The organism is Teredinibacter franksiae, from assembly GCF_014218805.1.
Lineage (GTDB): Bacteria > Pseudomonadota > Gammaproteobacteria > Pseudomonadales > Cellvibrionaceae > Teredinibacter > Teredinibacter franksiae.
Genome location: NZ_JACJUV010000001.1, coordinates 629031 through 652438, shown reverse-complemented (window position 1 = coordinate 652438; position 23408 = coordinate 629031). Strand labels below are relative to the sequence as shown.

Below are 23408 nucleotides of genomic sequence, written 5' to 3'. Positions count from 1 at the left end.
TATATTTTTTCCATGTCGGTGTTTCTCGGGGGGCTTACTACATGGTGCCAATGCGTTAGATTATGTCTTCCTTGCAAGCGAAAGAAAAGGCTCTCAGTTTAACAAGAATGAAAAATAAAAGGGGTCAGATTGATTAAGTGCCTATCGTCATTCCTGCTGGGAATCGATAAAGCAGCGAGGCCCAGGCAGGAATCCATAGGGCAAGATCTGTGGCAAGAAGGTCTAAACTGGATACCCGCCTGCGCGGGTATGACGGGGGAAGAGAGACTAAAAGGGGTAAGCTGGATACCCGCCTGCGCGGGTATGACGGGGGAGGAGAGACTAAAAGGGGTAAGCTGGATACCCGCCTGCGCGGGTATGACGGGGGAGGAGAGACTAAAAGGGGTAAGCTGGATACCCGCCTGCGCGGGTATGACGGGGGAGGAGAAGCTAAAAAGGGGCAGAGCCAAGTCCAATATTACACTGCTTATAAGCAGTCAAACTGGGCGGTAATTTATGCCAAGAAAACCACGTGCTTCGGTGGTGGGTGTGCCAGAGCACATCATTCAGCGGGGGAATAACCGGCAGGTCATTTTTACTTGCGATACAGGCATGAAAGCGTATGTTACATGGCTAAAGGGCTACGCTGTGGAGTTTGAAGTTGCAATCCACGCTTGGGTGTTAATGTCTAACCATGTTCATCTTCTTTGCACACCCGGTCAAATACGGCTATTTCTAGCATGATGCAAGCGCTTGGCCGCCGCTATGTTCAGTAATTTAACCGCACGTACCTACCAGCGCTCAGGCGCCTTATGGGAGGGGCATTCTGTTCTTGTTTGGTACAGGAGGCGGTGAGGGCAGGTATGGTGAACGGCCCTAGTGATTACAGTGGGTTAAGCTATCAGAGTAAAGCTTTGGGTGAGGCGACGCCCCTAAAAACGGTGCGCTCATTGCTTTTGGTTCATGGCAAAAAATACATAAACGAGACAAACTAATTACCGTGGTTTGTTTTACTATCGAGTGGTAGGTGAATGATATACAGGCCGTTATAAGTAGTAGCTCTCTCGGAAGGAAGTGAGCCAATGGGCGCGTTTGTTAATGGGAATGTTGCGCTATTAGTTGCTGAGTTGTTTGGTATTGCTTTTCGCAAAACTCAATAAATTCTTCTAAGTGTTCGGGGTTTGGCCAGAGCCCGGTCTTGTTATTGAGTTGTCCGCTTTTTATTTCGTAATCGGCCAGAATTTGAATGTACGCTTGGCGTTGTTCGCTGCTAATAAGCAGCGGCGGCAGCCCACATTTTAATAATGGCAGGTTCGCCAACAGGCGTGCCAAGCGTCCATTGCCGTCAAAAAACGGGTGGATATGTACGAATGCCGCATGAATATGGGCATAGTGCTTTGCCGCGCTGTAAGCACTCAATTGGTCTAAGCTCTCCATGTATTTGATGAGTTCTGCCATTAGATGGGGCGTGTGGGGGGGAAGGGCATACTCAATAAATTCCTGCTTGTTTTCACGGGTAACAACATAGGTTCCATTTGGCTCAATTTTCCAGGCGCCGTAAGGTTTGTATATATCGCTGATATATTCGGTTTGCACCGCTTTGTGTAGTTCAAAAATTAGGTTTTCATTTAGCGCGGTGTTTATTCCTTCATAGAGAATCTGAATGGCTTTTGCGTGGCCAACAATTTCCTGGTGCTCTCGTAGCGGTTTTCCTGAAATTGTGAGCCCTTGTTCAAGTATGAAGTGAGTGTCCCCAAGGCTTAGAGTATTCCCTTCTATTGCAGTAGAGTTGTGAGTCCACAAGTCGCGTAGCTGTTTTAAGAGGGGGGCACGGTTTTTTTCGGGTATGAGAGTAAGAAACGTGGGTTGCTTATCGTATGGGTTGTTATACCGGTAGCGTGTCGAACGCTTTTGCCCGGTTATTAGTATTTGCCCTTCGTCTGCCCAAGTGCTTAACCAACGGCGTAAGGTGCGCTCTGCGCACTCAATGGTGCTAAGTTGTTGAATTTCGCGAAGGCTAATTGGTTTATGTTGTGCTTTTAGAAGTGAGAGGATGTACTTCTGGCTTGCGTTGTCGGCCATTTCAAGGTGCTCGGCGGTTATATACGGCCAATTATATATAATAATGGCCGTATTCTGTAGTTTTCGGCCAGTATTGTTTCAAAAACAAAAAATAATAAGGGTCAGTTCCAAATTAAATGTTATGCCGCTTATAAAAGTCAAGCTGGGCGGTAATTTACGCCAAGAAAACCACGTGCTTCGGTGGTGGGTGTGCCAGAGCACATCATTCAGCGGGGGAATAACCAGCAGGTCATTTTTACTTGCGATACAGGCATGAAAGCGTATGTTGCATGGTTAAAGGACTACGCTGTGGAGTTTGAAGTTGCAATCCACGCTTGGGTGTTAATGTCTAACCATGTTCATCTTCTTTGTACACCCGGTTCAAATACGGCTATTACTAGCATGATGCAAGCGCTTGGCCGCCGCTATGTTCAGTATTTTAACCGTTCCTGTCGGCGCTCCGGCACCTTATGGGAGGGGCGTTTCCGCTCTTGTTTGGTACAGGAAGAAACGTATCTTCTACAGCTTTACCGCTATATTGAGCTGAACCCGGTTAGGGCGGACATGGTGAGCGATCCTGCCGATTACAGTTGGTCAAGCTATCAGAGTAATGCTCTGGGTAAGGGGGCGGCTCTAAAAACTCCGCACCCTCTATATTTGACTCTTGGTAAGAATGCCAAAACGCGACAAGCTAATTACCGTGATTTGTTTCGCTATCAGGTGGAAGGCGAATTGCTGGACGATATACGCAAGGCTGCAAATAAGGGTTTGGTGTTGGGTAATGAGCGTTTTATAGAGCAAGTGGAAGCATTGACCGGAAAGGTATTAAAGGAAGGTAAGCGTGGCAGGCCGTTTGGCTGGAGAAAAACGAAAGGGTGATGTTGGTGTGGTTAATTTGGATCTGACCCTCTTTTTCGAAGTGCGATTCTATTGGCTTTTCTGCCTAGATGCGGTTTTTTGCTTGTGCTACAGTGAGTACACTGTACACATTCAAGGTATTCCCATGTCCACAACCATGACTATTCGCCTGGAACCTGAGTTAAAGCAACGCCTTGACCAACTTGCCGAAGCAACTCACCGCTCCAAGTCCTTCCTAGCTTGTGAAGCTCTCCGCGACTTCATCGAGTTGAACGAGTGGCAGATTCAAGAGATCAAAGATGCCGTTAAAGAAGCCGATGATAGTGATTTTGCGAGCGATAAAGACGTGAACAAAACATTTGCCAAGTGGGACGTTAATGCAGGTTAAATGGTTAAGGACGGCGCTACAGAACCTGGAAAACGAAGCAGACTACATTGCCCAAGAAGATCCCGCAGTGGCCAAGCTCGTTGTTCAGCGGGTCTTCGATGCTGTCAACTTGCTTCCCGACAACCCTGCTATGGGCAACCCTGGACGTATTCATGGCACACGCGAACTCGTTATTCCTGATATTCGCTATATCATTCCCTACCGTGTCAGGCCGCGACTCAACAGCATCGAGATTCTGCGTGTTTTCCATACTTCGCGGCGCCTGCCTAAGCGTTGGTAGATTTAACTTCTTGAAATAAAAGGGTCAGATCCGATTAAGTGCCTATCGTCATTCCTGCTGGGAATCGATAGAGCCGCGAAGGTCTAAGCTGGATACCCGCCTGCGCGGGTATGACGGGGGAAGAGAAGCTAAAAGGGCAAGATCTGTGGCATGAAGGTCTAAGGTGGATACCCGCCTGCGCGGGTATGACGGAGAAAACTAAAAGGGGTAAGCTGGATACCCGCCTGCGCGGGTATGACGGGGGAAGAGAGGCTAATAGGGCAAGATCTGTGGCATGAAGGTCTACGTTGGATACCCGCCTGCGCGGGTATGACGGAGAAAACTAAAAGGGGGCAGTTCCAGTTCCAGAATGAATGTTCGGATCTGGTCCTCGTTATGAGCAAGTTTTTGGGTGTCCTTTTATGTCCCTGTATTAATTGATTTATATGGATAATTACGCCAAATTCGCAAATTAAGTCGCGTCACCGACAGGTCTTCTCAAAATGCTCAAAAATTGAGAAGCTGGTTTTTAATCTTCTCATAATCAGCTATTATTGAGAAGCTAAAGGCAAACCTCCTCAGAAATCGGATATTTTGAATAGTGGCAACCGTCAAGCTAACCAGATTACCCCCAACTCAAGAGCTCGAAACGCCAGCTGTACTGCGTGCACTCGTGGGTGCCCACAGGTACTTAGCTGAACTCAAAGGCGTGGCGAAAGCTATCCCTAACGAGGGCATCCTAATATCGACCCTTTCCCTACAAGAAGCACAAAGCAGCTCTGAAATTGAAAACATTATCACCACGCAAGACGCCTTGTACAAACAAGAGCTTCAAACCAGTGTTTCGGATCCCGCTGCAAAAGAAGTGGCCTATTACGCCGAGGCACTGCGTTCTGGTTTCGGAAAAGTAAAAAAACAAAACGGGCTTACCTTAAACACCATCCTAGAAGTGCAGCAAACTCTCGAGGGCAACAGAGCGGGTTTCAGAAAAACACCCGGAACTGTACTTAAAAATGACCGAACGGGAGACGTTATATTTGAGTCTCCTTCTCCAGAACTAGTACCGCAATATATGTCTGATCTTGAGTTGTTCATTAATTCTGAACAGTCTTTGGACCCCTTAATATGCATGGCGTTGATTCACCACCAATTCGAAACTATTCACCCCTTTTACGATGGTAACGGTCGTACTGGTCGAATTATCAATATCCTTTACCTGGTGCAAACAGGCCTTTTAGATACGCCAATTTTATATTTGAGCCGTTTTATCCATCAGACTAAAGACGATTACTACACAGAACTTCAAAACGCTCGTGACACAAATGAATGGGAACCTTGGCTGCTCTATATACTTAAAGGTGTCAGCTCAACAGCGTTACACACTATAGATCTAGTTCAAAAGATCCAGAAACTGTTAATCGAGTTAAAGCAAGCAATACGCGGAAAGCACAAATTTTACAGCCAAGACCTTATTAATAATTTGTTTCGTCACCCATACACCAAAGTCGCTTTTCTAAAGTATGATCTTGGTGTATCACGTGCCACTGCCACTCGATATCTGGATGCACTTGCAGATGATGGTATCTTACAGAAGCATAAACTGGGTAGAGAGAGCTTCTACACAAACCATTTGCTCATCAACGTCTTGTTCAACACCCCAAGTATATAAGGCTCAGCAAAAGTAATTCACGTCAACTAAAAGGGGGCAGATCCGATTAAGTGCCTATCGTCATTCCTGCTGCGACTCGATAGAGCAGCGAAGCTCAGGCGGGAACCCAAAGGGCAAGATCTGTGGCAAGAAGGTCTAAACTGGATACCCGCCTGCGCGGGTATGACGGGGGAGGAGAAACTAAAAGGGGGCAGATTCAAAATGAATGTTCGGATCCGGTCCTCGTTATGCGCAAGTTTTTGGATGTCCTTTTGTGTCCCATTATGTGTAGTTTAAGGGGGCATATAACACCTTGACCCTTATTATATGCCCCCTTAAACTACGCCTATGAACAATCTCACCGTACAAATTTTTCTTGATCAGCAGTGGCATGATGCCGCTGAAATCAGCTTTTCAGCGGTCGAACAGGGTCACCTTGAGTCTACGCGCCTTGATTATTTGGCTCCCTATGTAATCGAGCAGCTTGGGCAAGCGCAAATTGCTGGTGCAGCAATCAGTTGCCGGTATCCCGTTGACTTTACCAGTTATGACGAGCCGCACTGGCCCGCATTTGTGCTGGATTTGCTACCTGGGGGTGAGGGCCGTCGACGTTGGTCAGAGCGCCTGAACATTGCCAACGGCCTGGGTGCAGAATTTGAGTTCCTCCGGCACGCAGCGGCAAACCCAGTGGGCAACCTTCGAATCAAAGACGCTGCTCTTTCGCACTTTCATCAAAATCAAAACCTTCCTGATGCCGAAGGCCAATGGGTTTCGCAAGAGCAGCATCCCGGCTTTAGTCGCGACGATATTATCTCGAAGCAGGAGCACTTTATCGAGTACGCTTACAATCTGGGTGCTGCAGTGTCCGGTGCAACTGATGTACAAGGCGAAGCCCCTAAATTTCTCTTAGTAGAAGATCTCGCGAGTCGTTGGCATGCCGAGGGTGCTATAGCCGATTCTCAAGTTAAAAAACATTGGATTGTAAAATTTCCTCGCGGAAAAACGCGCGTAGACGTAAAAATATTACAAAACGAAGCAAAGTATTTGGAGGTTGCTAGGCAATTCGGCCTACGGGTAGGTGAGCCGCTGCAACAGCAAGGCAATGCTTTATTTATTCCCCGCTTCGATCGGCGTCAGGCTAAAGCAAAAACTGAGCGTATCGCAATGGAATCACTCTACTCCATTGCGGGGGTTGCTCGCTTCGGCGAAGTAAGCACGCATGAAACACTCTGTGGAGCACTCATGCAGAGCATTGTGCCGCAAGAACGTTTGAATACCGCACTGGAATATATCAAGCGAGATTTACTCAACGTGGTTATGGGTAACACGGATAACCACGGTCGTAATACTGCAGTATTACGCGCCCGCGATGGTGGCACTAGCTTAAGCCCGCTATTCGACTTTGCTCCCATGTATCTCGATCCTGAAGGTATTGCCAGAGTCACCCGTTGGCATAAAAGCCGCGAACACGCGGGTCGTCCTAATTGGGTGAGTGTTGTCGATTTCTTTCAACCTTGGCTGAATACGGCTTCACTCATGGAGCAAGTTGTTGCTATCGAGCCAAGCTTGCGAACACTTACGCACGTTATGCATGCTGAAAAAATTGATGAAGACATTATTGCACGCTGCCAATACGTCATTGAAAATACTCTCGAACAACTAAGGCAATACCGCCATGCCTAGAGCAAAAATTGAAAAACTAGATCCTGTGAGTTTTAACAATAAAAAGTGCGCACTGTTAGAAAAGATACCCAGTGGCGAGTTTAGTATTGGTCAGGCAACACGGCAAATGCGTTTGTTGCTGGGTATGACTCAAGAGGAGTACGGAAAGAAAATTGTTGGACTTTCTCGAAAAGTTGTAAGCGCTATAGAAAACGACCATCACAATCCGGAGCTGGAAACACTAAAAAAAATTGCTAAGCCCTTTGGGTTAAGTATTGGGTTTATGAGGAAACGTTAGCAGGGGTATCCATTGCGATAATTTCTGGAGCGGAATGCCTATGAACTCGGGATATGTTCCAATGGTTTATTGAGTAATCCAAAAACGGTAAGGCCATTGACCATGCAATCAAAGGCTGGTCTGGTTGGGTATCCCAGATTTACTTGGCTGGGTATAGCACTGAATCTTTTTTTAACCAGTTTTTCAGCTTTCCATTTTCGATGTGTGTATTGCAGTGAATATCCCCGTGATTGTAATCGTTAGGGTAGAAAGTTAAGCCACTATTATCGAGAGAATAGTTGTTTATTGCTTGTATGCTGCAACCTTCTGGGGATGAGCGCTTTATTTCGGCAATTAATCGTTCGGCTGCTTCGCTAGAGGTGAGTTCGTCTTTTAGTTCTAATAGCTTATTATTTTTTAAGTGGTAGGTTGCGGTGCCCCAGTTGCTATTGGGGTGGGGCATGGTGGAGCACATTCACATGCGTTCATGGGTAAAGCTAACTAAGTTGGGGGAGCTATAGGTTATATCTACGGTAAAGGTGAGGCCGCCGCCATATTCTGTTTGAACGGCTTTGTGTAATTCAGAAATCAGTTTTTTGTTACGGGTTGCAGTAATTCCTGTATAGAGAATATCGATAGCTTTGGTGTGACCAGCCACCTCCAGATACTCTCGCAGTGGCTTTTTTGAGTTTGTAAGGCCTTGTTTAGGTATGAAGTGAATGTCTCCAAGGTTTCCTGGGTGGGGGTAGTTGGGAGGGGGTAGTTGGGAGGGGCGAGTTGGGAGGGGCGAGGTGGGCGAATGCACGCGTAGGCGGTAGCCTATCTCTGTGGTCAAATTCGAGCTGTTGGTGCTTGGTTAGCAATGGCGGTGCGTGGGAAGGTAACAACCCCTCGGGCACGCTGTCGGCGTACGCGGGTGGCTCTACTCCAGCGGCACTTAGTACTCTCTGTAATTGTGCAGCGTAGCCTCCTGCAAATCTCCAGTGGTGGCTAGCTGTACTTTCTTCACGGTCTTTACGGTATTATGGCGCCCGAAATTTGGATTACTGATTTAAGGACTTCGTATGAAAATTGCGGTAGCGGGAACGGGTTATGTGGGGCTTTCGAATGCGGTGTTGTTAGCACAGCACCACGAAGTGGTGGCGTTAGATTTGGTGCCCGAAAAAATTGAGCTGATCAACAACAAAAAGTCACCCATTGCCGATACCGAAATTGAAGACTTCTTAACCAACAAAGCCCTCAATTTACGCGCAACCTTGGATAAAGACGAAGCCTATGACGGCGCAGATTTCGTTATTATAGCCACCCCAACAGACTACGATGTAGCAACCAATTACTTCAATACGCGTTCTGTGGAAGCGGTTATTCGCGATGTTACTGCTATAAACCCGTCTGCCACTATGGTGATTAAGTCTACGGTTCCTGTTGGTTTTACCCAAAATATAAAGCAAGAACTCGGTACCCAGCAGGTAATGTTTTCACCGGAATTTCTACGTGAAGGTAGGGCGCTGTACGACAATCTTCACCCTTCCCGTATTGTTGTGGGTGAACAGTCTGAAAGAGCGAAAACCTTTGCCGGTTTACTGGCCGAGGGCGCCGTTAAGCGTGATATCAATACGCTGTTTACCGACTCTACCGAAGCCGAGGCTATTAAGCTGTTCTCCAACACCTATTTGGCTATGCGTGTGGCCTATTTTAACGAGTTAGACAGCTACGCCGAAGCCCATGGCCTAGACTCGAAGCAAATTATCGAGGGCGTGTGTTTAGATTCGCGTATTGGCAGCCATTACAATAATCCCTCGTTCGGTTATGGCGGCTATTGCCTACCAAAAGATACCAAGCAGCTTTTGGCCAATTACAACGAAGTGCCTAACAGCCTTATTCGCGCCATTGTGGATGCCAACGGCACCCGCAAAGATTTTATTGCCGATTCCATTATTGCCAAAAAGCCAGAAACGGTAGGTGTTTACCGTTTAATTATGAAGGCCGGTTCCGACAACTTCCGCGCGTCCTCCATTCAAGGTGTAATGAAACGTATTAAAGCGAAGGGTATTCGGGTAATTGTGTATGAGCCTGTTATTGAAGAAGAGGATTTCTTTAATTCGCCCGTAGTTAACGATTTAGCGAAGTTTAAAGCGCAGTGTGATGTGATTGTGGCTAACCGCATGGTAGACGAAATTCGCGATGTGGCCGACAAGGTTTACACGCGGGATTTGTTTAATAGCGATTAGGGTCACAATTAGCGGCACAAAATGTCTTCGCATTTTGCGTGGAGCGCTTTACTTCGCTAGCTTCTGGTGCGGGCTTCGTCCTTCTGGAGCGCCGCTTTGCGGCTTCTGGGGGGAGGGTAAGGCTTTAAAGAAACAGAATCCCCCGTTCCCATCAAACCAAAGCCCCTTAGAAGTGGCGAAGCCACGCACCAGCAGCGAAGCGCTCCAGCAGCCGAAGGCGTTCCAGAAGGGCAAAGCCCGCACCAGCAGCGAAGCAACTCCAATATCTAAAAAACCGCAATCTTTCGATTACGGTTTTTTAGATATTGGCTCCGCCTGCTGGGCTCGAACTAGGTGAATTCACGCTTGATTAACGGTCTCGCCAGAGGCCCAATCATTGGCGAAAAAAAACCGTAATCTTTCGACTACGGTTTTTTAGATATTGGCTCCGCCTGCTGGGCTCGAACCAGCGACCCAATGATTAACAGTCATTTGCTCTACCAACTGAGCTAAGGCGGAATTCTGTTCGGGCTGTGGCCCGAAAGAGCGCGTATGGTACTGATGTGCTCTTTTTGTGTCAACCCTAAATAATCAATTTTAACTCTTTGATTTTATTCGGATTTATTTGGTAGGACCACCCGGATTTGAACCGGGGACCTCTACCATGTCAAGGTAGCGCTCTAACCAACTGAGCTATGGTCCTATTGCTCTCTCTCAAGTGTGGGTGGCTTGAGAGGGCGCGTATTGTAGCGGAAACTACAGTTCTTACAACCCCAAGCCCTGAACAGCGGCAATTGCGATCGCCGATTGGTATAAAATTTGGGTAACGCTAGTCCAAACGGTTAGCTTGTCTACACGGTCGGTGTCGATGGGCACCACAATGGTGTCGCCGGGGTGTAAGGGTTCCCCTTTGGATCTAAACCAAGCCGACCTGCTAGGCAAAAATACGCTGCCGTTGGCTTTTACAACATAGATGCGCTTGTTATCGGCATTCTGGTTAGTACCGCCAGAACGGCCAATATAATCTTTTACCGAAAGCTTATTATCGAAGAAGTGCGATGTCGGGAATTGTACTTCACCCACAACCATAACAGACGGTTTGTAGCGCGGTATGTCGAGCCGGTCGCCGTCTTCTAGTTGAAAGTCGTAGGCTTCTGGTTTAACTAAAATGGCGGGTAAATCGATAACCATACGGCCAACGGCTTCGGTGCCCTCTATGTTGTTTAGGATTTGCGCTGCTTCTTCGGAGCCTTTGTCATCGCGCAGGGCGCTGTCTTGAATGTTGGCTGCGGCTATGTCCGCTTCAATCACTTCTTTCAAGTCTTGCAGCCGTTCTTGCTCTAGTTTTCGTAACTCCAAGCGAGAGAATATGGCGCCTGGGGCATAGGCATGCGGGGTAAGGCCGCCAGCCCGGTACAACACGTCCATTAGGGTTTCGCCCGGCAGAATAGAGTAGGTGCCGGGGTGCAATACTTCGCCGGTAAGCTCTACCAGTTCTTTGTCTTGCCAAAGGGGTATTTGTTTTAAGGTTAGGGTGTCGCCAGCGGAGAGGAGAGGGTTGTCCAACTGCATATTCAGCTCTATATGCATGGCCACCGATTCTCTGGCTTCGTTCATGGAATAGCGTGTTATTTCGCCCGCGCTGCCCATGGCATTTTCTGTCAGCCCACCGGCCAGGTATATGGCGTCATTTACGGTCATTTCATCGCTAAGCGGGAAGTCGCCGGGGAAGCGTACGCTGCCGGTTACTTTCACAATTTGCGTTCGTTCGTTTATGTTGGACTGGGTTGAAAGCCTTGCCAGTAAATCGAATAGCAGTTCGCTGCGGTCAGATTCGTAGTCGAACAGGGTAATGGTATCGCGCGATTCCAGCTTGGGGTTGTGCACGCTATTGGGGGTTGCGAAGGCGAGCCTGGGTGAAAAGGTATGCACCACAATTTTGCGTGTGTCTTTTTGTTCGCGCTGAATAATGGCGATATCAATGTCGGGGTTTGGGAGCAGGTCGTCAACGTCGGTAACAATATCGGTAAAGCGCATGTCTGAGCGCCATGCGAAGCCGCCGGGGCGTTTTACGTGGCCGTCTAGTTTTACAATGTCGCGCATGGTGTCTAGCGTAGAGAAAATCTGAATTACATCGGCATCTTGAATTTTAAATCGATTACCTTTGGCGGTAGACAGGTCTAGGTTAACCAGGGTTTTTTCGCCGCTGTTTTTTAGAATGCGCTCTATGCGCGAAGCGGGCACGAATGCTGTAGGCATTAAGCCACCGGCAAGCTCCAGCGCCTGGGCAACGGTTTTTTCATTTTGTAATTCATAAATGGCGGGGCGCTTTACTTCGCCCGCCACGCCCACGGTTTTACCAATGGGGGGAACAAAAATAACATCGCCGGGTAAAAGCCGGGCATCTTTTGATGTGTCGCCGCTTAGCAGTAAATCATAGAGGTCGAGTTTCGTTATTACCTTGCCGCGGCGTTTTAATTGAATGTTACGCAGAGAACCAATTTTGGTAATGCCGCCCGAAGCAAATATGGCGTTGGTCATGGTCGAGAGGGAACCCACCACATAGGAGCCAGCCACGTTCACATCGCCCATAACAAATACACGAATGGTGCGCAGGCTACCCATGGAAACCGAGCTTTTTACGCCGATCATTTGCTGGCTTACGACGTCATCAATTTTTTGTGAAACATGGGAAAAGCTCATGCCTGCCAGCGTTACGGGGCCAATGTTTGGAAACATAACTTGGCCGTCACGGTTCAGTACAAGGTTGTGTGTAGAGTTTTCTTTGCCGTAGAGCTGAATAGTCAAGCTGTCGCCGGGGCCCATTACATAGTCGGCGGGAATGGGGATGTCGGTAGCAGGCGAAAAGGTGTCGGCGCCAAATTGAAAAATATCGTAGCCGAATAATTCCAGCTTTTCGTGTAGGGCGTCGGTTTCTTTGTCTTCTTCTAGGCTTAGGGTGTCTACCGCCTCGCGGGCGTTTAGCTCTACATCGGATTGGTCGGGGTTGGGGGCGTTGCGATTACCCGAAATAGGTGTTGTTTCTTGTTGTGGTACGTTTGCGTTTTCCAAAGAGCCGAGTATGTCGTCTAAATCTATACCCATGGATTGCGCCAAAGCCTGCTGTTGTGCGGGCGGCATGCGCTTAAACTGCTCTATTTGTGCGGCCGTAGGGGTATAGCCTTGCGCGTGGGAAAGTACGCTTGTGAGGAGAGTAGTTGTCGCGATCACCATCGCAATGGCAGCCAGCAATTTCGAACAAGCGGTGTGGAGCTTTTGGGTTTTCATAAGTGCGCTTTCGGTTCCTGATAAAGAGCGTTTTTATCTGTTAATTGTGCTGAAAAATGAATTTAGAGACTAATGTTAATGTGAATATAGCCGCCGCTGTCAAGCTGATGGTCAGCAAAAGTCAGGGGGGTGCTGAAGTAGTGCAAGCCAAATTCTAATTGTGTGGAATCGGTGATGGGCAAGTTGTATTTAATCGTTGCAAAATCCAACGTTACAGTTGAATTGCCGTATGGGTGCCCCGCCGGTTTTTCTAGCGCAATATTATCATTGTTTAGTTTTGCCTTGCCTAGCCGCCAACTGAATTGGTGGCCTATATCTAAATAGTGGCTTCCGGAAAATGAGCTGGCTTCGGAGGCGGTATCCATTGCGGGGCCCATATTACGTCCGTAACGTCTGTAGCCGTGGAGCTGAGTTGGGTGGTCAAAAATGGAAAGTTCGCCGTTTCGGGTATTTTCTTGTTCGAGTACTAGCCGGTTACTTAACCCCCATTGAGTAAAGCTAAATTCTACACCGGTTAGATTGGCCGTTTCTTGACTGTTGGTCTGCAGGGCGTCACCGGTACGCTTGAGCTGTTGCTGATAAATACCCGCCTGTATACCGGCAATGCCTTTACCTAGGCGCCAGTCGAAGGCTTGAAGGTTGTTGTCGGATACAGCGTCAGCGGGCGGCGGAGTAGCGTTATCGTCTGCTTCTTCGGCAGCGGGGGCAATAGCCTTGCCAGACATCTGAGTGCTACTTACACCCAGCTCGAGGAAGCTAAAAGGTTTAATACTTAAGCGTGCGCCACTTAATCGCGCGTTTTCAACCGCCCGGGTTTCAGTCATTGCGCCTAAAAAAATACTTAAGTCCCAGCCTATTTGCCAGAACTGAGATTGTGTGTGTGCTGAGGTATCTTTGCGTTTTAGGAAAATACCCGGCGTGGGCCGTGCGTTGTTGGACAGTATGAGACTGCTTTGCCACCCTGGGCCCCACCAGCGGTCGATTGCCCCGGCACCTATTACCCAGTTATTCAGAGTGCCAGCAATATAAGAACCGTCATAGCGATAGCGACCAGAATTTTCAACTATTGTGTCGAATACATGTTCGTGCTGAATTTTTAGGGCAAAAGAATTATTACTATAGTCGGTACTTATTCGCGATTGTGAGCCTTCACGGAAAGTGTTGTCAAACCCAGTGAGAGCGCTTGCGGGTGTAGTGCTGGCGCGTAGTTGAATCTGGGTGGTGTTGGTACGCATGGCCTGCTCTAGCGCGTGACGTAGATAACGGTACGACCACAGTTGCTGTTTGCTAAGCTCTCCAACTTTAATGGCGTCTAGCTCGCTTTTAATGCCGCTCCACATAACCGGCCAAGCGGTGAGGGGGAGTGTAAGCTCACCTGAATCGGCGAGTACTTGCAGGTGGTGGCGCGTGCGTTCATCGCCAGCGGGCACCCAGGGCTCTGCCAAAACGCAGCAGCTCGCCGTAAGCAATGCCACGGCCGTCCCCAGCTGTAATAAACTGAAGTTTTTTGATTTAACCTTAAACATGAATCCCCAGAAACATACGAGAAGTGCGCAGCCGTGAGCTGCGCCAAAGAAGCAGCATGTTAAGGGGTTTTTGCCGGCAGTCAATGGCGCTTCGAGAATTCGGTTACAATTTGGGTTTTTAACGTGGGTGTATTTGTAAAATGTTGGCCTCGATGCGGGTTTTGGTGACGGGCGGTGCGGGTTTTATTGGCCGTTATTGTGTGCGCTACCTGCTGAATAATACCAATTGCCATGTGTGTAACCTTGATAGCTTAACCTACGCCGCCGATTTGTCGCGTTTAAGCTCTATTTCGGCCAACCCACGCTACCGGTTTGTACACGCTAGTACCGCCGATGCCAAGTTAGTGGCTGGTGTGCTCGAAGCGTTTCAGCCGCAGGTGGTTATAAACCTGGCGGCAGAAACCCATGTAGACAACAGTATTGCGCAAAGCCGTGCCGCCATTGCATCCAATGTTATGGGCACCCATGTGCTTTTGGACGCCTGCCGGTTGTATTGGCAGGGGTTAAGCCCGACGGCCCAGCGAGCATTTCGTTTTCATCAAGTGTCCACGGATGAGGTGTTTGGTGATTATGCCGATACCGGCGAAGTGGCGAACGAGTTGTCGGCGTATCGCCCCAGTTCCCCGTATTCTGCTTCCAAAGCCGCCGCCGACCATTTAGTGCGGGCTTGGCACCGCACCTATGGTTTGCCCGTGCTACTTTCCACAGCTTCCAATAATTATGGACCAGGGCTGCATGCAGAAAAGCTCATGCCTATGGTAATTAAAAGGGCCATCGTAGGAGAAACCATTGGTTTATACGGCAATGGCCTGCAGGAGCGCGACTGGCTGTATGTGGAAGACCACATTGCCGCGATAATGACTATTATTACGGGCGGCGAGGTGGGCCATACCTACGTGGTGAGCACGGGTAGCCGAGTAACCAATAAAGCCTTGGTGCATAATATTTGCGCACTGCTAGACGAGTTTGTGCCGCGTGATTACCGCTACGCCGAGCTTGTACAAAATGTGCCCGACAGACCGGGCCACGATCAAATTTACGCAACAGATAGCCGTTCTACTCGCCAGTTAGGTTGGCAGCCAGCAACCACTTTGCCGCAGGGTTTACGCAATACAGTGCATACGTACCTGCGCGAAGGGGGCTTATTGGCCTAAAAAAGTGCTTCTGCTACTAGTAGCAAGCAAATGAGTGTTAACAGGCCCTCACAATCTCTATATAATTCGCCGCCTTAATCTACCGGCAGCGTCTGCCGTAAATATTCAAGTGGCCTTTGGTAGAGGTCACCACTGAGGAAACTAAAATGCCTGTTATTACCCTTCCCGATGGATCTCAACGCGAATTCGCTAATCCCGTGTCTGTGCTCGACGTAGCGACCGATATAGGGCCTGGGCTGGCCAAGGCTACCCTGGGTGGAATAGTGGATGGAACCGAAGTCGATGCGTCTTACGCAATAGATACCGATGCCGCGTTGTCGATTATTACCGAAAAATCACCCGAAGGGCTGGGCATTATCCGTCATTCCACCGCGCACCTGTTGGCGCAGGCCGTAAAGGCGCTGTTTCCCGAAGCGCAGGTTACCATTGGGCCGGTTATTGAAAACGGCTTCTACTACGACTTCGCTTATTCGCGCGCGTTTACGCCGGAAGATTTACAGGCGATTGAAAGCAAAATGTCGGAAATGGCCAAAGCCGATTCCCCCATTTCACGCAGGGTGTTGCCCCGCGATGAAGCGGTTAAGCATTTTCGCGGTATGGGCGAGGCGTATAAAGCCGAAATTATTGAAAGCATTCCAGCAAACGAAGATTTGTCGCTGTACAAGCAGGGCGAGTTTGAAGATTTATGCCGTGGCCCCCATGTGCCGTCCACAGGCAAACTGAAGTACTTTAAATTAATGAAAGTGGCTGGCGCCTACTGGCGTGGCGACTCTAACAATGAAATGCTCCAGCGTGTATACGGCACCGCCTGGACCAACAAAAAAGAACTTAAAGCCTATTTATACCGGCTGGAAGAAGCGGAAAAGCGTGACCACCGCAAGCTAGGTAAAAAATATAACCTGTTCCATATGCAGGAAGAAGCACCGGGCATGGTGTTTTGGCACCCCAAAGGGTGGACGGTATACACCGAAATAGAACAATACATGCGCAAGGTACAGCGCGATAATGGCTATCAGGAAATTAAAACGCCTCAGGTAGTGGACCGCACACTGTGGGAGAAGTCTGGCCATTGGGAAAAATTCCGCGAAAGTATGTTTACCGTAGAGTCCGAATCGCGTGACTATGCGGTAAAGCCTATGAACTGCCCCTGCCATATTCAGGTATTCAACCAAGGTTTAAAAAGTTACCGCGACCTGCCCTTAAGGCTGGCGGAATTTGGTTCCTGTCACCGCAATGAAGCCTCGGGCACATTACAGGGTATTATGCGGGTACGCAGTTTTGTCCAAGACGATGCGCATATCTTCTGTGAAGAAGAGGCCGTTCAAGAGGAAGTGTCGGTATTTACCGACCTTCTCTACGAGGTATATAAAGACTTCGGCTTTAACGAGGTGATTATTCGCCTTTCTACCCGCCCGGAGCAGCGCGTAGGTAGTGACGAAGTATGGGACAAAGCTGAAAAAGCCTTGGAAGACGCGCTAGACAACAAAGGCCTGGATTACGAACTTCTGCCAGGAGAGGGCGCCTTCTATGGTCCAAAAATAGAATTCTCCCTTAAAGATTGCATTGGCCGGGTATGGCAATGCGGTACTATTCAGGTAGATTTTTCTATGCCCGGACGATTAGATGCCCAGTATGTGGCGGAAGATGGTTCGCGCAAAGTGCCGGTTATGTTACACCGAGCCATATTGGGCTCATTTGAGCGTTTTATCGGCATTTTGATTGAAAATTACGAAGGTGCTTTTCCCGCGTGGTTGGCGCCGGAACAGGCTGTAATTCTCAATATTACCGACAATCAGGCCGAATATGCTAAAAAAGTCGAGAAATCCTTGCAAAACAATGGTTTCAGGGTAGTTTCTGACTTGAGAAATGAAAAAATCGGCTTTAAAATTCGCGAGCACACCATTCAGAAGGTTCCCTACCTCTTGGTCGTTGGAGATCAAGAAATGGAAAACGGCACCGTCGCGGTAAGAACACGCGAAGGTAAGGACTTGGGAGCATACCCCCTAGATGATTTTGCTACACTCTTGGCAGACGCAGTCGCCAAGCGCGGCAGGCTTTAACTATTAGCCTGAGCAGGTCGTTATTGGGGAGACTGAATTATTTTTAACGTACAGAGGAGAGATAGGCCATTAATAATCGTGATAATGCCAAAGGGCGTTCCAAGAAAGCAACGATAAACGATCAGATCGAAGCGAAGGAAGTACGCCTTATAGGTGCAGACGGGGAACAGGTAGGTATAGTATCAATCAGTGAAGCGCTGGAAGCAGCGCAGGCAGTCACACTGGACTTAGTTGAGATTGCCGCAGATGCCGAGCCGGTAGTTTGCAAAATCATGGATTACGGCAAGCATCTCTTTGAGATTAAAAAGCAAAAAGCCGCCGCCAAGAAAAAGCAGAAGCAGCAGCAAGTAAAAGAAATGAAATTTCGCCCTGGCACAGAAGAGGGCGATTACAATGTAAAGCTGCGCAACGTATCGCGCTTCATAGAGAATGGCGATAAGGCCAAAGTCTCCCTCCGCTACCGCGGCCGGGAAATGGCTCACCAGGAACTCGGCATGGAGATGATGAAACGCATCGAAGTCGACCTGGAAGAAATTGCAACTGTAGAGCAATACCCGAAAATGGAAGGGCGGCAGTTGATAATGGTATTAGCACCCAGAAAGAGAAAGTAAAACTTTCCCTTTCTAGCTGCGGAGCGGCCGCAAGCGGCCTGCTGGAACGATTGCTACGCAATCTCTGGAAAGAATTTTCCAGAAGCGAAGCGCATCAGTTTCCAGAAGGGCGCAGCCCGCTCCAGAAGCGAAGCGCTCCGGCGCCAAAGAATCTACCAAACTCGCAGTAGCGAGTTTGCTGATAAAGCACGAGTTCTATGAACCCGTGCATTCAGAGCCTTCAGGCTTTTAGCTGCCTAGTTGGTTCCAAAGTAAAGCCCAAGGGGTGTAAGCCCTTATATTGGAGAAGTAACAATGCCAAAAGCTAAAGTACACAGCGGTGCAGCTAAGCGGTTTAAGAAAACTGCTGGCGGCTACAAACGCAAAAGTGCTTACAAGAGCCACATCCTCACCAAAATGACTACCAAGCGTAAGCGTCAGCTTCGCGGTACCAGCATGGTTAAACCTGCAGATACCACTTCGGTAGATCGTATGTTGCGTGCCAAGTAATTGGCCCCCACTATTTTTGAATGAGGAATTAGCATGGCCCGTGTAAAACGTGGAGTAGTGGCACGCCGCAGCCACAAGAAAGTTTTAAAAGCAGCAAAAGGTTACTACGGTGCGCGTTCACGCGTATTCCGCGTAGCAAAGCAAGCCGTAATCAAAGCCGGTCAATACGCTTATCGCGACCGTCGCAATAAGAAACGTAATTTCCGCGCATTGTGGATCACGCGTATCAACGCTCAGTCTCGTGCCGAAGGTATGAGCTATAGCCGTCTGATTGCTGGCCTGAAAAAAGCAAACATTGAATTGGACCGTCGTGTTCTGGCCGATCTGGCTATTCACGACAAGCCGGCATTTGCCGCTATTGTGTCCAAAGCAAAAGAAGCGCTGGCTGCTTGATCAAAGTCATTGGTTCGCCAGTGAGTTTGTAAAACAATCAAAAGGGAAGGGCTTAGGCACTTCCCTTTTGTTTTTTAGCTCTTACAGCGGAGCTTGCTTCGCAAGCATCCGAAGCGGCCTGTTCTCCCTGCATAGCCCTAATAAGCTGCATATGTGTAGCGATTCTGGAATTGGGAGTGCCATCTTCGGCAGCGTCGAAAAAAAAGCGCATATTAAAATTAAAGTGTAAAAACATGGGAGCGTTGCTGTTCCAGCAGCTGCAGAAAGCAGCACTCCAAAATCCAGAGCCTGCAAAGCGGGCGTACCAGCAGAGAGCGAAGCGAACGCTCTGTATTTAACTATGGAAAATTTACAAGAACTCACAACTGAAGCCATTAACTTGGTAACGGATGCCCAAGATCTGGCAGCACTTGATGCTGTGCGCGTTAATTATTTGGGTAAAAAGGGCCAGCTTACGGGTTTGTTAAAGGGCTTAGGGAAGTTGAGCAAAGAAGAGCGACCAGCGGCCGGTGCGGAAATTAACAAGGCGAAAGAAAGCGTTCAAACGAAAATTAACGAACGCAAGGCCACCCTAGAAGGCGCCGCCATTGAAGCCAGGCTGTCTTCAGAGACCATTGATATCACACTCGATGGCCGTAAATCCGAGAGCGGTGGCTTGCACCCGGTAACACGTACCCTCGACCGCATCGAAAGAATTTTTTCAAACGTGGGCTACAAAGTAGAGCAGGGGCCCGAAATTGAAGATAACTACCATAACTTCGACGCCCTCAATATTCCCGCCCACCACCCGGCGCGTGCCATGCACGACACCTTCTATATCGACGACAATCGAGTGCTGCGTACTCACACCTCGCCGGTACAAGTGCGGGTAATGGAAAACCAAGAGCCACCCATCTACATTATTTGCCCTGGGCGTGTATACCGTTGCGATTCCGACCAAACACACACACCCATGTTTCATCAGGTGGAAGGTTTGGTTATCGACAAAAATGTAAGCTTCGCCGACCTTAAAGGTACGATCGTACAGTTTTTGCGCGCATTTTTTGAAAACGACGAACTCGAAGTTCGCTTCCGCCCCTCGTTTTTCCCCTTCACCGAGCCATCGGCAGAATTTGATATTCAGTGGGAGTCCAGCAAAACCGGTTGGTTGGAAGTGGGGGGTTGCGGCATGGTACACCCCAATGTGTTTAACTCCAGCGGCATAGACCCCGAAAAATACACCGGCTTCGCCTTTGGCTTAGGCGTAGAGCGCCTAGCCATGCTGCGCTACGGCGTAAACGACCTACGATTATTTTTTGAAAATGATCTCGACTTCTTAAAGCAGTTTTAGATGGTTTAAGAAAGGCGCCCCAGCAGCAAAGCTGCTCTAATCAAACAACAAAGCGAGCAAACAGCCCGCCCGAACCGAGCCTAGAGAAAATGAAATTCAGTGAATCCTGGTTAAGAACCTGGGTAAACCCCGAAGTGAGCACAGAAAAACTGGTAGACGACCTCACTATGGCCGGTCTTGAAGTGGATGGTGTAAAAGCGGTTGCGGGGGCATTTAGTAAAGTTGTTGTGGGTGAAATACTCGAAGCAGAACAGCACCCAGACGCCGACAAACTGCGGGTTTGTCAGGTGGCCGGGCACCCGGAAGGCACCAAGCAAGTTGTGTGTGGGGCCCCCAATGCACGGGTGGGCCTTAAAATGCCATTCGCACTGGTGGGTGCAAGTTTGCCGCCAGGTGAAGACGGCAAAGCCTTCAAAATTAAAAAAGCCAAGCTACGCGGAGTAGAGTCCTTTGGCATGTTGTGTGGCGAAACCGAACTGCAATGTGGCGACGACGACAGCGGCCTGTGGGAATTATCCGCCGATGCCACAGTAGGCGCCGACCTGCGAGAATACCTCGACCTGAACGACAGCGAAATTGAAGTAGACCTTACCCCCAACCGCAGCGACTGCCTGAGCATTAAAGGCTTGGCCCGTGAAGTGGGTGTACTGAACAAAGCAACGGTTACAGGCCCCGAAATAAAACCCGTGGCCAGCCAAAGCGATAACCGCTTCCCCGTAAGCTTGGAAGCCGGTGCAGCATGCCCCCGGTACGTAGGCCGTGTGATCAAAGGCGTAGACGTAACCAAGCCCAGCCCACGCTGGATGCAAGAAAGGCTGCGCCGCAGTGATATTCGCTCTATCGATGCCGTCGTTGATGTAACCAACTACATCCTGCTAGAGCTAGGTCAGCCCATGCACGCGTTTGACCTAGCCAAGTTAAACTCCGGCATTCGTGTACGCATGGCCGAAAACGGCGAGAAGCTTACCTTACTAGACGGGCAGGAAATTTCACTTAAAGCCGAAACCCTGGTGATTGCCGATCACACCGGCCCTGTGGCCATGGCTGGTATTATGGGCGGCGAAGCCAGCGCGGTAACCGGTAAAACCCAAGATATCTTCCTAGAAAGCGCCTTCTTTAACCCGGTAGCCATTGCCGGAAAAGCCCGCTCCTATGGCCTGCATACCGACTCTTCGCACCGCTTTGAGCGAGGCGTAGATTACAACGGTGCCCAAGCCGCAATAGAGCGCGCAACACAGCTACTAACAGACATCGTGGGCGGTAAGCCCGGCCCAGTAGTGTGCGAAGAACTCTCGAAAGAACTGCCCACGCCCGTGAGCGTTACCTTAAAGCGTGCGCGCATTGAATCTGGCCTTGGCTTTGCCATTCCCGATACTGAAATTGTCGATATTCTGTCTCGCCTTGGTTTAGAGCTGGAAAGCAGCAACGACACCGGTTGGACCTTTGCCGTGCCCAGCTACCGGTTCGATATCACCATAGAAGAAGACCTACTCGAAGAGCTTGCGCGTATATACGGGTACAACAAATTGCCTGTAACCGAAATGCGCGTACCGGCGCATTTGCCACGCCTGACCGAAACACAATTGCCAGAAGAGCGACTAGACAAACAACTTATTGCGCGCGGCTATCAAGAGGCTATTACCTATAGCTTCATCGACCCCAAAATACACGCACTGTTTGCGGGTGAGGGTAATACCGACGCCGTAGAGCTACTCAACCCCATCAGTGCCGATATGAGCGTAATGCGCACATCGTTACTGCCGGGCTTGGTAGAAGTCCTACGCCGCAACATTAACCGCCAGCAAAGCCGGGTACGCCTGTTCGAAAAAGGTCTGCGGTTCATACCAGGCCCAGAAGGCTTAAGCCAAACCGCCGGATTAGCCGGGCTTATATATGGCGCGCGAGACGAGTCTGGATGGGCCGCAGGTAAAGACGATGTAGACTTTTACGACATAAAAGGCGACCTAGAGTCACTGATTGCACTCACAGGTAAGCAGGCCAGCTTCTGCGCCGCTAAACACGCCGCGCTGCACCCAGGGCAGTGTGCCGAAGTAAAAGTGGGTAACGAAAGCCTAGGCTTTATTGGCGCCATCCATCCACAGCTGCTAAAAGCGCTAGACATCACAAAAACCGTATTTGTATTCGAACTAGATCTCGAAAAGGTGATATCGGCCAGAGTGCCGGCCTTCCACCCTCTGTCAAAATGCCCTGAAGTTAGCCGAGATTTGGCTATTCTTGTAGATAGGGGCGTCACCGCTGCAGCCTTATTGGCTGAAATACGAGCGAATGCCGGTGATTACCTAAAGAACTTAAAGGTGTTTGACGTATATAGCGGCGAAGGTATTGATCCTAAAAGAAAAAGTCTTGCTTTTAGCTTGACGTTTCAGCATCCTTCGCGCACTCTTAACGAAGACGAAATTAACGCTTCAATCGCTTCGATCATTGGGCGGCTAGAGGGTGAATTTGATGCCAGTCTCAGATAACATTGACAAGGAATCGTTAACAAAGGCCGATTTGGCCGAGAATCTCTACGAGGAATTGGGCTTCAACAAGCGTGAAGCCAAAGAGCTTGTAGAGTACTTCTTTGAAGAAATTCGTGACGCCCTTGAGCAAAATGAGCAGGTGAAACTATCGGGTTTCGGAAATTTCGATTTGCGCGACAAAAAACAAAGACCGGGACGTAACCCCAAAACGGGGGAAGAAATTCCTATTACCGCGAGAAGAGTGGTAACATTTCGTCCAGGTCAAAAACTAAAGGCACGAGTCGAAGTGTATGCTGGAACCGAGTAATAACGCAGAATTACCCGTTATCCCAGGCAAACGCTACTTCACCATTGGAGAAGTAAGCGAATTGTGTGCGGTAAAGCCGCATGTGCTTCGCTATTGGGAACAGGAATTCCCCCAACTAAAGCCCGTAAAGCGCCGTGGCAATCGCCGCTACTACCAGCGCGCAGACGTTCTCACCATTCGCCAAATTCGCTCATTACTCTACGATCAGGGTTTTACCATTGGCGGTGCGCGTCAGCAAATGACCCACGAAGTAAAGCCAGAACCTAAGCCAAAAGACATGTCGGAAATAGTAAAAGAGATGATCCGCGATCTAGAAGAAGTACTGGCGGTACTCAAAGCCTAACGCCAGTGAACTCAAATTGCCTAAGCAATTGATTCAACAAAGAAAACAACCAACTCCCCCATATTCACCCTTGCATAAAACC

At 49.1% G+C, this 23408-nt stretch carries 24 protein-coding genes and 2 tRNA genes; 18 read left to right on the top strand and 8 right to left on the bottom strand.

The annotated features are described in order from the left end of the window. Nucleotides 1–129 precede the first annotated feature (129 nt). Both H5336_RS02530 and H5336_RS22585 read left to right on the top strand, forming a co-directional pair. Nucleotides 130–492 (top strand): hypothetical protein, encoded by a 363-nt coding sequence (locus H5336_RS02530; protein ID WP_185231132.1) that lies wholly within the window; start codon nt 130–132, stop codon nt 490–492. A 3-nt stretch (nt 493–495) separates the two neighbouring features. Further along, nucleotides 496–723, top strand: coding sequence for a transposase (locus H5336_RS22585; RefSeq protein WP_221627968.1), 228 nt, complete (start codon nt 496–498; stop codon nt 721–723). Between the two features lie 351 nt (nt 724–1074). Here H5336_RS22585 and H5336_RS02520 read toward each other — a convergent pair whose 3' ends face one another. Next, nucleotides 1075–2061, bottom strand: a complete 987-nt coding sequence (locus H5336_RS02520; RefSeq protein ID WP_185231130.1) for a Fic family protein — start codon at nt 2059–2061, stop codon at nt 1075–1077. A gap of 189 nt (nt 2062–2250) precedes the next feature. Here H5336_RS02520 and H5336_RS02515 point away from each other — a divergent pair, with 189 nt between their 5' ends. From H5336_RS02515 to H5336_RS02490, 6 genes are all read left to right on the top strand, one after another. After that, nucleotides 2251–2919, top strand: a complete 669-nt coding sequence (locus H5336_RS02515) for a transposase (protein WP_313555900.1) — start codon at nt 2251–2253, stop codon at nt 2917–2919. Then, complete coding sequence (locus H5336_RS23580) at nt 2882–3286, top strand: CopG family ribbon-helix-helix protein (protein WP_246439004.1); 405 nt, start codon at nt 2882–2884, stop codon at nt 3284–3286. Before H5336_RS02515 ends, H5336_RS23580 begins: the two co-directional genes overlap by 38 nt. Then, nucleotides 3276–3566: a type II toxin-antitoxin system RelE/ParE family toxin gene (locus tag H5336_RS02505; RefSeq protein WP_185231126.1), complete on the top strand. Its 291-nt coding sequence runs from the start codon at nt 3276–3278 to the stop codon at nt 3564–3566. The genes H5336_RS23580 and H5336_RS02505 overlap by 11 nt, the downstream gene beginning before the upstream one ends. A gap of 580 nt (nt 3567–4146) precedes the next feature. Then, the gene (locus H5336_RS02500; RefSeq protein WP_313555894.1) at nt 4147–5214 is read left to right on the top strand and encodes a Fic family protein; all 1068 of its coding nucleotides are present in this window, start codon (nt 4147–4149) and stop codon (nt 5212–5214) included. A gap of 327 nt (nt 5215–5541) precedes the next feature. Then, entirely contained in the window at nt 5542–6876 is a 1335-nt protein-coding gene (locus H5336_RS02495; protein WP_185231124.1) for a type II toxin-antitoxin system HipA family toxin, read from the top strand. Further along, nucleotides 6869–7153 carry a helix-turn-helix transcriptional regulator gene (locus tag H5336_RS02490; protein WP_185231122.1) on the top strand — a complete coding sequence of 95 codons (285 nt, stop codon included), beginning with the start codon at nt 6869–6871 and terminating at the stop codon, nt 7151–7153. The genes H5336_RS02495 and H5336_RS02490 overlap by 8 nt, the downstream gene beginning before the upstream one ends. A 139-nt stretch (nt 7154–7292) precedes the next feature. On the opposite strand, the gene H5336_RS02485 is transcribed toward H5336_RS02490, so the two are convergent. Further along, nucleotides 7293–7595 (bottom strand): hypothetical protein, encoded by a 303-nt coding sequence (locus H5336_RS02485; RefSeq protein ID WP_185231120.1) that lies wholly within the window; start codon nt 7593–7595, stop codon nt 7293–7295. Nucleotides 7596–7607: 12 nt separating this feature from the next. Continuing rightward, a complete protein-coding gene (locus tag H5336_RS02480; protein WP_185231118.1) occupies nt 7608–7967 on the bottom strand; it encodes a hypothetical protein in 360 nt (119 codons plus the stop codon). A 229-nt stretch (nt 7968–8196) separates the two neighbouring features. Between H5336_RS02480 and H5336_RS02475 the strand changes: the two genes are divergently transcribed. Further along, the gene (locus tag H5336_RS02475; protein ID WP_185231116.1) at nt 8197–9363 is read left to right on the top strand and encodes a nucleotide sugar dehydrogenase; all 1167 of its coding nucleotides are present in this window, start codon (nt 8197–8199) and stop codon (nt 9361–9363) included. Nucleotides 9364–9785: 422 nt separating this feature from the next. On the opposite strand, the gene H5336_RS02470 is transcribed toward H5336_RS02475, so the two are convergent. The 4 genes from H5336_RS02470 to H5336_RS02455 all read right to left on the bottom strand — a co-directional run bounded on the left by H5336_RS02470 (nt 9786) and on the right by H5336_RS02455 (nt 14156). Beyond that, nucleotides 9786–9861: transfer RNA gene (locus tag H5336_RS02470), tRNA-Asn, on the bottom strand. A 107-nt stretch (nt 9862–9968) separates the two neighbouring features. Beyond that, nucleotides 9969–10045 (bottom strand) — tRNA-Val (locus tag H5336_RS02465). Between the two features lie 62 nt (nt 10046–10107). Beyond that, entirely contained in the window at nt 10108–12630 is a 2523-nt protein-coding gene (locus tag H5336_RS02460) for an SLBB domain-containing protein (RefSeq protein ID WP_185231107.1), read from the bottom strand. Nucleotides 12631–12692: 62 nt separating this feature from the next. Beyond that, nucleotides 12693–14156: a capsule assembly Wzi family protein gene (locus tag H5336_RS02455; RefSeq protein ID WP_185231105.1), complete on the bottom strand. Its 1464-nt coding sequence runs from the start codon at nt 14154–14156 to the stop codon at nt 12693–12695. A 140-nt stretch (nt 14157–14296) separates the two neighbouring features. Here H5336_RS02455 and rfbB point away from each other — a divergent pair, with 140 nt between their 5' ends. From rfbB to rplT, 5 genes are all read left to right on the top strand, one after another. After that, nucleotides 14297–15310, top strand: coding sequence for a dTDP-glucose 4,6-dehydratase (gene rfbB / locus H5336_RS02450; RefSeq protein ID WP_185231104.1), 1014 nt, complete (start codon nt 14297–14299; stop codon nt 15308–15310). A gap of 146 nt (nt 15311–15456) precedes the next feature. Continuing rightward, on the top strand, nt 15457–17370 hold the full coding sequence (thrS, locus tag H5336_RS02445; RefSeq protein WP_185231102.1) for a threonine--tRNA ligase: 1914 nt from the start codon (nt 15457–15459) through the stop codon (nt 17368–17370). A 68-nt stretch (nt 17371–17438) separates the two neighbouring features. Next, the gene (infC, locus tag H5336_RS02440; protein WP_185235597.1) at nt 17439–17981 is read left to right on the top strand and encodes a translation initiation factor IF-3; all 543 of its coding nucleotides are present in this window, start codon (nt 17439–17441) and stop codon (nt 17979–17981) included. 294 nt (nt 17982–18275) lie between these two features. After that, nucleotides 18276–18470, top strand: coding sequence for a 50S ribosomal protein L35 (gene rpmI / locus H5336_RS02435; protein ID WP_185231100.1), 195 nt, complete (start codon nt 18276–18278; stop codon nt 18468–18470). Between the two features lie 33 nt (nt 18471–18503). Further along, the gene (rplT, locus tag H5336_RS02430; protein ID WP_185231098.1) at nt 18504–18863 is read left to right on the top strand and encodes a 50S ribosomal protein L20; all 360 of its coding nucleotides are present in this window, start codon (nt 18504–18506) and stop codon (nt 18861–18863) included. A 52-nt stretch (nt 18864–18915) separates the two neighbouring features. Here rplT and H5336_RS22580 read toward each other — a convergent pair whose 3' ends face one another. Next, on the bottom strand, nt 18916–19098 hold the full coding sequence (locus H5336_RS22580; RefSeq protein WP_221627967.1) for a hypothetical protein: 183 nt from the start codon (nt 19096–19098) through the stop codon (nt 18916–18918). A 105-nt stretch (nt 19099–19203) separates the two neighbouring features. Here H5336_RS22580 and pheS point away from each other — a divergent pair, with 105 nt between their 5' ends. From pheS to H5336_RS02410, 4 genes are all read left to right on the top strand, one after another. Beyond that, nucleotides 19204–20193: a phenylalanine--tRNA ligase subunit alpha gene (gene pheS, locus H5336_RS02425; protein ID WP_185231096.1), complete on the top strand. Its 990-nt coding sequence runs from the start codon at nt 19204–19206 to the stop codon at nt 20191–20193. A gap of 89 nt (nt 20194–20282) precedes the next feature. Next, on the top strand, nt 20283–22676 hold the full coding sequence (gene pheT / locus H5336_RS02420) for a phenylalanine--tRNA ligase subunit beta (protein ID WP_185231094.1): 2394 nt from the start codon (nt 20283–20285) through the stop codon (nt 22674–22676). Next, nucleotides 22660–22983 (top strand): integration host factor subunit alpha, encoded by a 324-nt coding sequence (gene ihfA, locus H5336_RS02415; RefSeq protein ID WP_185231092.1) that lies wholly within the window; start codon nt 22660–22662, stop codon nt 22981–22983. Before pheT ends, ihfA begins: the two co-directional genes overlap by 17 nt. Further along, on the top strand, nt 22967–23326 hold the full coding sequence (locus H5336_RS02410; RefSeq protein WP_185231076.1) for a MerR family transcriptional regulator: 360 nt from the start codon (nt 22967–22969) through the stop codon (nt 23324–23326). The genes ihfA and H5336_RS02410 overlap by 17 nt, the downstream gene beginning before the upstream one ends. Nucleotides 23327–23408: the final 82 nt, after the last annotated feature.